The following is a 13,884-nucleotide window of genomic DNA, read 5'->3' as shown; positions in this document are numbered from 1 at the left end:
CTTTTTGTAAAGCCGCTGTGTGAGTCAGCTTTTATATAATATCTCAAAGCGTTCATTTTGTCAAGAACTTTTTGAAATATTTTTTATCGCTTCTTTCAAAGCAACCTCGGCAAGCGTTCAGCTCCAAGGCTTTGCTTTGCTGTATCTCAGCGACAACGATGTATATATTACAACAAATCTGCACCTCTGTCAACACTTTTATAAAATTTTTTCATATTTTTTTCTTTCCCTAATAAATTCTGATTTATCGAGATGCCTATCTCCCTAGGGATGTAAATATAATTCGGGATGTCAAAGTTTTTCGAAATACAGCCTGCGGTCATAACGACTTTTGCTCTGTCCGACTTAATGGGCCTGACGCAAAAGTGTCATGCCCCTCCGGCTGTTGCCGAATCATCGTGATTTTTCGATTCTAAATCCCAAAATAGAGGTAATATAAACTAAATATCGCTTAGTAAGGGTTTTCTTAGGGTACTATCATCTGCTGTTCTATTCCAGCCAGTTCGCAAAATCTACAAATTGTGTCAAGTCGGAAAATTGCGATGAATACACTAATAAGCGGTATGGGAGTACCCTGCACAGGTACTCTTCGCGCCTCGGTACTTAGCGATTCATGAGCTTTCGGGGCGTTAGCCACGAATTGCCTCATGAGAGCTTTAGTACCGCTAGGCGAGAAAAGTAGCGAGAGCGTGCCTGAAAGGGTACTCCCATATCGCAATTAATAGGGGATAGTTTTGCACATCAATATAGCGCGAGCGTGCCTGTAAGGGTATATGTCATGCCTCAGTAAAGAGTATATGTATTCCATTATGCCAATACACACTTAGGAATTTTCCGCCTTTTCCTCCAGATATGCCCAGCGCTCCATCAGCTTCTCCAGCTCCCCAGACACCCTAGTTTCTTCCTTGGTCAATTCCTGTATCTTATCATAATCCGTAGCAAATTGAGTCATCTGAAGATGTATCATCTTCAGTTCCCCCTCCTTGCTGGCAATCACAGCCTCAATCTCACCATATTCATGCTTTTCCGACATAGTAAGACCTTTTTTCCGAACTTTATCCTGCTGATAATTCTTTTTGCTGACAGCCACACCATCCTTAGCCTTAACATTCACCCCATTAGTCAAAGCACCAGCTCTAGCTTTTTGCTCCGCCTGCAGCCGCTGATGATAATCGCTATAGCCACCTACATGACATTCAATCTCTCCCGCCTTGCCAGTATAAACAAAAACCTTTTGCGCCATGCGGTCAATAAAAAATCTATCATGAGAAACAAAAATAATGGCCCCATTAAAATCATCAATAAAGCTCTCCAATATTCCCATAGTTTCCAAATCTAAATCATTGGTAGGCTCATCCAAAAGGAGCACATTAGGGGCCTCCATCAGCACCCGCAGAAGATACAACCTTCTTTTCTCACCACCAGACAATCTACTTATCTCCGTATACTGCAAATCCGGCGGAAAGAGAAAACGCTCCATCAACTGACCAGCAGACAGCTTGCTGCCATCCGCCATAGTAATATAATGAGCCGCCTCCTGAATATACTCCTTAGCCCGCAATCTGCCATCCATTTCCACATTTGTCTGGGCAAAATAACCAATTTTTACAGTCTGGCCAATTTCCACTGTACCCTCAGTAGGCTGCAATCTACCAGCAATAATATTCAACAGGGTAGACTTTCCTGTACCATTGCCACCAATAATGCCAATTATATCATTCCGCAATACTGTATAGCTGAAATCCCGAATATACACCTGTCCCTGCCAGCTATAGCCAACATGCTCCAGCTCAATAATCTTCCGCCCCAAGCGACTGCCAGCCAAACCAATTTCCACCTGATTCCGTTCCAAATCCACTTTCTGATTCTTTACTTCCTCATAGCGCTGCAGCCTAGCCTTTTGCTTGGTGGAACGAGCCTGGGCACCACGGCGAATCCAAGCCAGCTCATTCCGCAGGAAATTCTGTCTCTTTCTTTCCCCAGCTTCCTCCTGCTCAATCCGCGCCGCCTTTAGCTCCAAAAACTCCGAATAATTCCCCTGATAACTATAAGTTCTGCCTTTATCGAACTCCAAAATCCCGCTAGCCACTCTATCCAAAAAATAACGGTCATGCGTTACCATCAGCAGGGAGCCTTTCCAGACTGCCAGATACTCCTCCAGCCAGCCAATAGTTTCACTGTCCAAATGGTTAGTAGGCTCATCCAAAAGCAGTAAATCACAAGGCTGTATCAAAGCAGTAGCCAAAGCCAACCGCTTCTGCTGTCCCGCCGACAAAGTATCCACCCTTGCTTCAAAATCTGTAATTCCCAAATGAGTCAAAATACTTTTAGCCTGGCTCTCCATATTCCAGCCCCCCAAAGCATCTATCTGCTCAGAGGCCTTAGCCAGCTGATTTTGCACCTTTTCAGACATATCCCCCTTTTCGCTTTTCGCCAAAGCAGACTCATAATTCCGCAGGGCCTGCATCAAGGGGCTATCATCCTTAAAAGCTTCCATTAACACTGTATTCTCTGGCACAAATTCCTTGGACTGCTCCAAATAGCTAATGCGCATATTCCGCATAGTTACCATAGAGCCAGTATCTGCCACAAGCTTTCCTGCCACAGTTTTGAGAAAGGTGGACTTACCAGTACCATTAACACCAACAATACCGATTTTATCCCCCTCATTTATATTCAAATTAACGTGGCTGAAGAGAGTTTTTTCTCCGTAGCTTTTCCCCAATTCCTCCACTGTTAAAATCATTTATGATTCTCCTCCATTTTTTCTGACTGGATATTATCCACAATCTCCTCATGTTCCTCCTGCAAAGGCTTTGGCAGCTTGACCAAAATACGGGTAATTCTAAGATTATCCATTTCCTCCACAAAGAAGTCCCGTCCATTCCAGCTAGCTTTCATCCCAATCCGCGGAGGGGACTGCACATTATTGTAGAGCCAGCCGCCAATGGTATCAATATTGTCAGCCTCAATATCCATCTCCAGAATATCGCAAACCTCCTCCAGCAGCAGCTTGGCATCTATAGAATAAACATATTCACTCCGCTTCTCCACCAAAGGACGTTCCTGGTCAAATTCATCCTGAATCTCCCCCACAATTTCCTCAATAATATCCTCAATGGTAACCATACCGGCAGTACCGCCATATTCATCCACCACAATAGCTAGCTGGGAGCGATCCCTCTGCATCATCTTCAACAGCATACTGATACGCATGGTTTCCGGCACAATCAAAGCCTTCCGCACCAGCTGCCGCAATCTTGGCCGGCGATGCTTATAAAGATACCCCATCAAATCCTTAATATGAAGGAAACCGATAATATCATCCTTATCCTCTCGGCATACAGGATATCTGGTCATATGCTCCGACACTGCCACCTGAATATTCTCATCAAAGGAATCCTCAGTGTAAAGGCATACCATATCTGTACGAGGAATCATAATCTCCCGTACATTGCGGTCGGAAAAATCAAAAACATTATCCACAAAATCCAGCTCAGTTTTGTCAATATAACCCTTTTTGTGACTTTCCTCCATAAGAATGCGAATCTCGTCCTCTGTATGAGCTGTTTCCTCGCTTTCAGTCTCCACCGGGATTCCCAGCTTTTCCGCGGTAAAATTAGCCACATGATTCAAAAACCAAACAAATGGATACATTACCTTTTGAAAAAGCAGCATAGGCATAGCAATCCCCAAGGTTACCGCCTCGGACTTCTGTATGGCCAAATTTTTTGGAATCAGCTCACCACAGATAATATGCATAGCCGTAATCAAACCAAAGGCTATGGCAAAGGAAATGGTAGTGGCCAAGGCTCCCCCCAGTCCACAGTATTCAAATACAGGCTCCAGCATTTTGCTGACTGTAGGCTCACCTAACCAACCTAAGCCCAGGGAAGCCAAGGTAATACCTAGCTGAGTTACAGAAAGGGACACATCCAAATGATCCGTAAGCTTTTTGGCATAAACCGCCCGGCTATTTCCCTCATTTATCAATGTCTCCAACCGTGAGCCGCGTATTTTTACCACCGCAAATTCCGCCGCCACAAAGAAACCATTCATCAGCACCAGCAAAACCACCAGCACCAACTTTATAATATTCATCGTTATATCATCCAAAATTATTTGCCTCCTAAAAATTCATTCCAGCATTATCTTTTATACCAAGTAACCTATCTAAAGTATTTATTATTTTTTCTCTCTCACCACTTCCATTTGTGACCAATCTAAGCAATTCTATATTGTAAATATTCATAATTTCATTTTTTAATTTATCACGTTTCGCTTGTGGCGTTTTTTCATTATGATATTGCCAACCATCAACTTCTATAGCTAAAATAGGCATTTTAGAAAATTTATTATATAAAAGTAAATCTATATGCGTAAGCGAATTCATAGCATATTTTTGTTGAGCTTCGTTAAGCAAACTTATATCTTTCAACAATATGTTAAGGGGCATATGGCAAACCACATCTAACGATTGATATTTATCATCAGCTAAAATATCCTCTAATAAGGCATACACTAGATTTTCAGATTTATACTCCGATATTCTTGTATGCTTACCTAAATATGCTTCCCGCTCCTTCTTATATGCCTTATACAAATAATCAAATATAGAATTTATATTGCTATATTGAATAGAAAAATTATTATACTGAATATAATGCATTAAATCCATTATATTTGTGCTTCCTGACTGTTTATTACCTGTAGCAACTAAAATAAGTCTTTTCCTAGCTCTAGATACAGCAACATTTAACAAATATGGATTATCTACAAAATCTGTAATTTGATCATCTACAGTAGTTAAAATTATAGTCTCCTTTTCCCTTCCTTGAAATTTGTGTACTGTCGAAATATCAACACCTTTTATCTGTTCTTTTAATTTATCAACTTGCCCATTATATGGTGCAATAATCCCTATTTCTTCAGCAGGGCTATTACACATAGGCAATATTTCATTTTTTATAACATCAATTTCTCTCTGATTGTAATTTTCTCTTCTATGATTTCCCTCAACGGTTATCATAACCATTATTACATCTTTTTCACCATTATCCTTTGTCATAACAACTAAGTTATTATGATAAAATTTTTGATTGCAATAATTGATTATTTTAGGATGACATCTGTAATGCTCTCGTAACATCGTCTGAGGCACATCTGGCATAATTTCTACAACAGAATTTAAAAAACTCTTATAAAATTTATATCCTAATGCTATTTTATACTTTTTAAAAATCTCTTCTGATTTCTGTTTTGCTTCACTTTTAATTACATTTGGAAGCTGCTTTGTATCTCCTACTATTATGGCATTTTTAGCACAGGATAGAGCTAATGCACCAGTTGCAATATCTACCTGAGATGCTTCGTCCATAATTAAATAATCATAGACTGCATTTTTATTCAAACACGCTTTAGCTGAAAATGTTGTACTCAAAATAATTGGATACTCATCTTGAATTTTTTTCCAATTATAAAACAAGTCCTCCTCTTTAAATATAGTTCTTGATTTTTCATCCGCATACTTTGCGCATAAATGTCTTTTTAACAGCAACATGGCGTTAGAATTTGCCTTTCCTGGCAAATTAATGTCTATATCAGCCAACTCTCTTGACAATTTTTCTAATTCACTTATTATCCATTTTATTCTTGTCTTATAATATAACCATTGACAAATAGTTATAAATTTTTCAGGTTCCTGTTTATACAGCTTATAATCTAGTATTGTATATTTAAACAAAAGCTTTAGTTTAAATAAAAGACCAAATTTATGATTAATATCTACTTCAGTTTGAGCTTCCTGCCACAAACTAAGCCAACTCTTAGCAGATATATTATATATATACTTAAAATCATCGACATTTATATCGCTATTCTTTGCATACTGTAAAAAATAATGATACTCTGCCTCTATTTGTGATTTTTCCTGCAATAAACTTGATTGGACTTCTTGTTTATCAAATAATTTCTTTAACGCTCTTGTCTCTTCATATATTGTTTCTTGTGAAATTTCTGTTTTAAAATCTAAATTCCAATTCTTGCACCTATCGGAAGCTGCTATTTGATTTTCTATAAATTTTTTCTTATTTTCCGAATTGCCAAGTCTTGCCACTAAAAATCCTAAGTCATTTTCTTTTTTAGCCAGCTTATCATATATATTTTCAATAGCAGCATTATTATTTGATACAACTATCACATTTTTATTCTGCAATAAAATATTTGCAATAATATTTAAGATAGTCTGTGTTTTACCAGTACCAGGCGGCCCCTGTATAACGCTAATCTGGTTATTCATCGCCCTCGTAACAGCATCATATTGACTATTATTACAACCAAAAGGAAATATAGGGGCATATTTATGAGAATTTGCACTTTTTCTCTTATTAGGATTTAAATACATTTCTAATGCTGTTCCAGATTGAATTCCATTAATTTTTTCATACTGTTTAGTCAATATGCTCTCACCTTTAGCATTGCAAATTTCATTTAATTTTGCAATTTCTTTAAGGTAAGAGAATATCTCATTAGGATTTTCCTTTATTTTTCGTATTTTATCCAATGTATCCATTTAATTGATTCCTTTATATTACCGCAAATACTCCTTAGTAAAGGCTGCCATTTCTTCCTCACTCATATATGGATTCCCCAGCTCTGCTATCTCATCCATATCCTGGCCAGCTCTATATCGGCTTCCTTGCCCACTGCCATTATTATTAAAACCATTACCCGGATTTCTATAGTTAGCCCGCTGGCGAGCCTCCTCCAGATTAGGCTTTCCATCCTTATCATTGCAGGTCATACGACAACGGGGATAATTGCTGCATCCCCAGAAATCTCCATTTTTGCCGTGGCGTTTTTGCAATATCCCCAACCCGCAGCGAGGACACTTAACCGCATCCTCCACCACCAGGCTGGTGCCCTCTGCCTTGCGACACATCTTGGTGGTAAAATCTACCTGGTTTTGCAAAAAAGCCTCCAAGGAGCCATCTCCCTCTGCCATAGAATGAAGCTGATCCTCCCAGATAGCCGTAAAATCCGGATAAGACAGCTCCTCTGGCACTGCATCCACCAGCAAATAACCTGCCTCCGTAGGCTGCAGCTGCTTCTTTTTGCCCATTTCCTTTATCAGCTTCCGCTTATGAATCAACTCATCCAAAATAGTAGCTCTGGTAGCCTCAGTACCAATACCATATACCGCCTTCAGCTGCTTTTTTGCTTCCGGGTCCTGCACAAATTTATGAATATCCTTCATGGCGGCAATAAGGGTAGCCTGAGTAAATCGCACTGGTGGTCTGGTAACACTTTTGGCCAGCTCCCCAGATACATAGTCAACATTATCATTTTTCTTCATAGGAGGCAGGTTATTTTCTTCCTGACCATTATCCTCCTTATCCTGGCCCTCCTCATTATCAGCCTCATTATTTTTCTTGCTGGTATAAAGAGCCTTCCAGCCCAAATCTATTTCCGTTCTACCGCTGGCAGCAAAAAGCTCCTCCTTGTAAGCTACCTCCACCTTGGTTTGGTAATAGGTATGCACTGGATAAAACTGAGCCATATAAGCCTGGGCAATCAAGAAATAAATATTCCGTTCCACTACATTCATCTTGCTCAAATCTGCCTTTACCCGGGTAGGAATAATGGCGTGATGGGCGGAAATTTTCTTGTCATTCCAAGCACGGCTTTTAATTTTGCCATCGGCCCCCTTGGCCCAATTAGCCAAAGTATCATCCCCACAGCTCTGCAGATTAGTCAAAATACTTTGGCTCTCCTTAAACTGATTAGTAGGCAAATACTCGCAATCAGAACGAGGATAGGTAGTCAGTTTCCGCTCATAAAGAGCCTGAGCCGTATCCAACACCTGCTGTGGCTCATAGCCAAATCGCCTGCCTGCCAAAACCTGCAAAGTAGAAAGGGAAAAAGGCAATCTTTGAGCCTCCTGCTTTTTAGCCTTGGAATAGCCGGAAATCACTCCCGCCAATGGCTCCTGTCCGAAGAAATTTAGCTTGGCCTCTGCAATCTGCTTATCCACCAGCCTGCCCTCGGAGTCCAGTCCCTGCTGCATTTCATTAGGCTTCCACTGAGCTTGGAACTGTCCATTAGTATGCTGAAAAACCGCCTTAATATTGAAATAATCCACTGGCTTGAAATTCTCAATCTCTCTTTCCCGCCGTACCACCAACGCCAAAGTAGGAGTCTTGACTCTGCCAATAGGCAAAACCAATTTTCTATGACCGCTGCGCTGGGCAGCCATTGTATAGGCTCTGGACAAATTCATGCCAATCAGCCAATCTGCTCTAGCTCTTCCCAAAGCCGACTGTCGCAGGTTAAAAAATTGCGCATTAGGCTTTAGCTGGTCAATTGCCTCTCGGATACTTTTTTCATCCAAAGCATTCAACAAAATACGCTGTACCGGCTTGTTACAGCCTACATATTCCAGCACCTCATCTACTAAAAGCTGGCCCTCTCTATCCGGGTCTCCGGCATGAACGATTTCATCAGCTTGACTAATCAGCTGTTTCACCACAGCAAATTGCTTGGCACTGCTTTCTGATACCATCAGCTTCCAATGCTCTGGAATAATAGGCAAATCCTCTGCCCGCCACACCTTGTATTTGGCATCGTATTCCTGAGGCTCCGCCTGCCGCAGCACATGGCCAAAAAGCCAGGTAACGGTGCCAGCCCCTGTTTCAATAAATCCATTGCCCTTCCGCACAGGCCCCGGCAGCACTGCTGCAATCTCCCGGCCCATGCTAGGTTTCTCTGCTATATATAAACGCATTTTTGCACCTCATCGGTAAAATAAAAAACTGTAATATCATATTATACCATGTATGAAGCCAAAGGAAAAATCCTGCAAAACCAAGAAATGTTTTGCAGGATTTTTTTAGGGGAGGAAGCATCTACAGTCAAGGTTACTTCTGGGAAACCAGCCTTAATATACTTGCTATTGTAAAAGACTTATCACAGCCTGAGGAGTTTGATTAGCCTGGGCCAGCATGGACTGAGAACCCTGGGCCAAAAGATTGCTCTTCGCATATTCCATCATGGTTTTCGCCATATCAGCATCCCGAACGACCGACTCCGCCGAAGTAATATTCTCATGGGAGGTAATAATATTATTATCTGCATAATCCATATGATTCATCTGGGCACCAATAGTTGTCTGGGCATCCAGCAGATAATCTATACCTCTGTCCAAAATTCCCTTATCTGGTGGTATTCCCAGCAATTTGTCCCGCATATCCTTGGTCATGACATTGTACTCACTGATATGACGAGTTCCCTCTTTATAACCAAAAATTTGGTCTATGCTGGTCTGAGGTATTTTTACATGAATATTCATACTAGCCTTATCTGTATGCTGCACCACCAGATCATTAACATAGATATTACGATTGGTCTTGATTATATTATCCATAATGCCTGTACCAATCTTGGCACCTTTTTCCTGATTATCATACCCTGGATTATTACGAACAGTTTTCCGTCTCTGGTCATAAATCGTCGTCGTGCCAGCCTTAGGATCTGAAGTAACTAACAGATTATGCTTATACTTATTCTTTAGATAGTCCCCCAATTTTGTATCTATGGTTTCAACCAAGGTTTCTACACTATCGACAGCGGATAAGTCAATGGTCAAGGTCTTAATATCCATATTGGCATTACCGCTTGCTGGACGTTCAGCATCCAAATCGCTGAAACCATTAACAAAACGCACATTAACCCACTGGCTGGCGTCGGTAGGACAATAAAAGCGAATCCCCTTTTCATGCAAGGCCGCTGGAATATCCGTAATTCCCTGAGTCTTTACCCAATTCTTCCAGTCAATGGTATAGTGTCGCAGCTCTCCGGTTTGGCTGAAAACTTTTTGATTATTCCCGGCTTCACCTGGGGAAGTTGCCTTAATCCTGATACCATTTGTAGTATTGTCTGCAGCTTTCAAAATCTCTGTATTACCAATGTGCCCATTAAGCCCATTAAGCACATTGGCAAAAGCCTCCGCTACAGTCTTGCCAGCTTTAACCTGATTGCGAACCTCATTTAAATCAATGGTGTTAGTAGTAACCTTGTATAATCCATCCATACCAGATGAAGAACCAGTATCTATAAACTCATATTCCGTAGTTGTATTCGTACCAAAGGTTTTACCCTTGTATCTATTTATCAATTCTTCAGCCATTGTTTCATCTGAGGCATTATAGGCTGATAAATCCAAATCCCAGTGAGCTGTATTGCCATCTGCGCCAGAATGTTTGTTGTTGATGCCAGTCAAAGCTGTTGTAGCTGTATAGGTAGGCCTATACGGCTTTATTCCATCAGTTATTGAGGAATACCTCCCGGCATAAACTCCTCCCGTAGAAACCTCAGCAATCAAACTGCCATTAGACATAGAACAATGCATACCTGAAATATTAAAGTTTCCCTGATAATTTCTACCTACTGTATAATGCCCAGAGGCAGAATCATAGTTCAAACCTCCATCATCATACCTAAAGGACAAATAACTTGTACCATAATAAGCATCATTTATGGTCATACCGCTTCCCGGCGCAACTGATGAGATATTAGGGATTTCCAGTTTTGCCTTAACCGCTGGAACATCCTCTACCGTAACAGTATGTTTAAGGTCTGGATCTGCAGGATCCGTTCTGGTTTCTGTGTGAGTAATAGCATCTTTGCCACCGGTAAAAGCTCCTATGTTCAAGCCAGTACCTGTTGCCCCATCATGACCATTTGGGGGTGTGCCCCCAGTCAAAGTTGCACCTTCAGTGTTGTAATCATTGCCATTGGTTACTACCCCATCCTGCTTAGTTGTAAGGGTAACCTTGGAGCCACTTACCGACACTGAATATACATTTCCCAAGGAACTAGCTATAGCATTCTGAATCGCATTGGCCACATCATCAGTGGAACCACAGCCACTTATATCTATTTTACTACCTTTCTCATAGTTATTACTCATATTTGTAGTCAAAGTAAAATAATGCTGCTGTGGGTAATAGGGGGAATTAACACAAAATGTTGTATTGTCCAATGGATCCCGATTAGTGGCCGAAAAATTCGCATATTGGGACAAATCTAAATCTATGGTATTGGATACACCTTTAGTGCCTCCTACCATACGATCTCCGTTATTTTTAGCTGAAGATTCCTTCCAAGTTGCAGGGCTCTCAGCTTTTTTATTATAGCCATCATAAGGAGGCTTATCTGATGCCTTGCCAAAAGTCGCAAATGGGCCTTGCTCTCCATCCAAGGAGCTTTCATTGGCATCCGCCAGCAAACCTGGTATGTCACTATCATCTGCCAGCATGGCATTATTCAATACTTCCCAGCTGCTAACCACCTCTGCCACTGAGTTACCCAGCAATATTTTTTTTCCGTTAAACTCGGTATCATAAACAATATCCGCCATCTGGCTGTAGCAATGATCTATTTCCTTTTGGATAACTTCTCTATCCTGATCTGTATTTGTATCGTTGCTGGCATCAATAACCTTTTGCTTAATAGTTTTTAGCAAATTAGTCTGTTCCTGTACAGCACCGCTGGCAGTTCTCAACATAGAAGCACCATTTTTTACATTGCGGTCATTCTGCTCCAAGGCTCTCAGCTTAACTCGCATCTTTTCTGAAATTGCATAGCCGGATGCATCATCACCGGCAGAATTAATCTTCATGCCTGATGCAGCCCGCTTCAACATTTTAGCTAAACTTTTTTCGTTGCGGTTATTTTCATGCAACGCCGACATGGCTGTCAAATTATTGTATATAGACATCCCCATACCATATATGCCCCTTACCGAAAATTAATTTATGTTATTCATCCAATTCATCATGTTCATTATACCATTCGTCCTATGCTTTAGCAACAAACCTCTCATTTCGAATTTTTATATTGTAGCTAACTGGAGACCCTTTGATTTGTCAGTGGCTTTTTTCCCAGCTTATACAGCTCAACATTCACCGCATCCACATCAAAAATTCCTTCTTGGATAAAAAACTTAACCACAAGATCCTGTATCAGGGCAGTAGAAAAGGTATAACCCGCCTTAGCCATAAGCTCTTCTGCCTCATCCAAAGGCAGTTTCAAGGCCAGCACCATAGCCATGGTGGCAGATTTGGAGGGCTGGTAATCAACATTGTTTTTGATTTTGGAAAAATGCTCCTTGCTTATACCAGCCTTACGATAAAATTCAACCGGCTTCATTTCCTTCTCAGCCAGCAAATCCAGCAGTGATTCCGAAAAAGTCTTCTTGCGTCCTTCAAGAATACCACTCAACATACCCAATCGACAGGCAAGACCACCACTATAGGCAAAATAACTTAATTTGTTATTCGCAATCAATTCATCTGCCTGTTCATCGCCACAGCCGGTATAATTTTCTTCCAGATAGGCACTAAGCTCCCGACGCAATTCATCTAAGTCTATTTTTTTCATCTTTGTCATTCCTTCACCTTCTTCCATTCTATATTTATTGGCACGATGCCTCAGACAGCACCGCCAGCTTCAATCTCATTACACAATTTGTCGATTTTTGCAGAAAGCTTTTCCAAGACTGCCATGCACGCTTCCTTTTTCTGTCGCTCCTCGGCAATCTGGCGCAAACTGTCCTCCACACTGTCCAGCTCCTTACCTACAGACTCTGCCAGTTTTTCACGCACATTGCGCATGATATCTCCATAAATAGTATTGGCATTTTCCTTGAAATTTGCTCTGATTTCTTCCTTTGACTCCCGCAATTCCTGTTCTTTTTGCTGGCGTTCTGCATCAGATTTGAATTTACCCCAAATAGTAAGCAAAAAACCTAATATATTTAATGCCGTCCCCACCCTGGCTAGATTCTTTGCCAGACCGACAGCTTCCCAAGGCTTGAACTTCACACCAAAAAATTTACCAATATCTAAAATCTTGGTATGAATCATGGAACCAGAAAAATTTTTCAGTCCAGAATTGCAAATATTCCAAGTTGACATACCAAAAGCTTTTGAACCAGAAAGACCTGTTCCCAAGATAACATCACTAACCGCTTTAACATTTGCTCCCATGCCTGCACTATCGACACTGCCCGCAGGTTCCATAGAAAAGTCTGTTGTGCTCTCCACAGAGACAGAAATATTATTTCTAGCAAAGATTTTCTGCGCCGATGTGGAAGCCAGCTCCTTATCCATCTCACTCTGAATCGTATCTGCCAATCTGCCAAAGGCCCGCTCTATTGACTGTATACAATCCTGGGTTGCCTGTTCTGCCCTTTGTCCGGATTCATTTAGCTTTGCCTTGAACTCCTCCTCGCTTACACCTGGTTCTAAATAGCCTGCCGCTTCTCTGCCCAGTTCAATAATATCCTGCTGGCACTCCATGGTCAAGCCATTGATTTCCTCCTCAGCATCCGCCTGGCCGTTTTGCAAAATCCGCTGCTTCCGCAGTAGGAGACTTTCTGCATCATTCAGCATATTAATCTCTTCCGCCACATATACATTTCTTACCGCCTCCTGCAGAGTATACAGGGGACGCTCTATTTTGGCTGTTACCTGCCTTGACTGTACAAAGGCATTTAGATTAGCAATCAACTCTTCCCGACCGCTTTCTGCCAGCAGCTCTGCCTTGATTTCCTCATCCTCATCCGTGAGATATTCTTCATAGGATTGAGTGGAAATAAAGGATGTATAAACCTGCTCTGGAGTCAATGGGGCTAAAACCTTGCAAATATCATCTCTAATAATCTGCTGTTGATTGGCGGAATTCCCCTCTGGTGCTCTATCCATCTTGTTACAGCACTTTACAACTTTTATGCTGCATAACCCTGATTCCAGCCCATAGCTGCCAAGAACTCCATGATGATATCGGAATTTTTGGCAGTTTGGGCACAATCAGCCAAACTGCCAA

At 41.2% G+C, this 13,884-nt stretch carries 7 protein-coding genes; all 7 read right to left on the bottom strand.

Going from position 1 to position 13,884, the window contains the following annotated elements:
• Nucleotides 1–823 precede the first annotated feature (823 nt).
• Nucleotides 824–2,746 carry an ABC-F family ATP-binding cassette domain-containing protein gene (locus I6E26_RS10100; RefSeq protein WP_235321739.1) on the bottom strand — a complete coding sequence of 641 codons (1,923 nt, stop codon included), beginning with the start codon at nt 2,744–2,746 and terminating at the stop codon, nt 824–826.
• Entirely contained in the window at nt 2,743–4,116 is a 1,374-nt protein-coding gene (locus tag I6E26_RS10095; protein WP_235321738.1) for a hemolysin family protein, read from the bottom strand. The genes I6E26_RS10100 and I6E26_RS10095 overlap by 4 nt, the downstream gene beginning before the upstream one ends.
• A 13-nt stretch (nt 4,117–4,129) precedes the next feature.
• Nucleotides 4,130–6,571: an AAA domain-containing protein gene (locus I6E26_RS10090; protein WP_235321737.1), complete on the bottom strand. Its 2,442-nt coding sequence runs from the start codon at nt 6,569–6,571 to the stop codon at nt 4,130–4,132.
• 18 nt (nt 6,572–6,589) lie between these two features.
• Entirely contained in the window at nt 6,590–8,782 is a 2,193-nt protein-coding gene (locus I6E26_RS10085) for a DNA topoisomerase III (protein ID WP_235321736.1), read from the bottom strand.
• Nucleotides 8,783–8,947: 165 nt separating this feature from the next.
• Nucleotides 8,948–11,782, bottom strand: a complete 2,835-nt coding sequence (locus I6E26_RS10080) for a flagellin N-terminal helical domain-containing protein (RefSeq protein WP_235321735.1) — start codon at nt 11,780–11,782, stop codon at nt 8,948–8,950.
• 119 nt (nt 11,783–11,901) lie between these two features.
• Nucleotides 11,902–12,447 carry a hypothetical protein gene (locus I6E26_RS10075; RefSeq protein ID WP_235321734.1) on the bottom strand — a complete coding sequence of 182 codons (546 nt, stop codon included), beginning with the start codon at nt 12,445–12,447 and terminating at the stop codon, nt 11,902–11,904.
• Nucleotides 12,448–12,488: 41 nt separating this feature from the next.
• On the bottom strand, nt 12,489–13,763 hold the full coding sequence (locus I6E26_RS10070; RefSeq protein ID WP_235321733.1) for a LeoA/HP0731 family dynamin-like GTPase: 1,275 nt from the start codon (nt 13,761–13,763) through the stop codon (nt 12,489–12,491).
• Nucleotides 13,764–13,884 lie beyond the last annotated feature (121 nt).

The organism is Anaerovibrio lipolyticus (assembly GCF_021531495.1).
In the GTDB taxonomy this organism is placed as follows: Bacteria; Bacillota; Negativicutes; order Selenomonadales; family Selenomonadaceae; genus Anaerovibrio.
The sequence above is the reverse complement of the archived record's forward strand: the minus strand, read 5'-3'. Positions and strand labels throughout refer to the sequence as shown.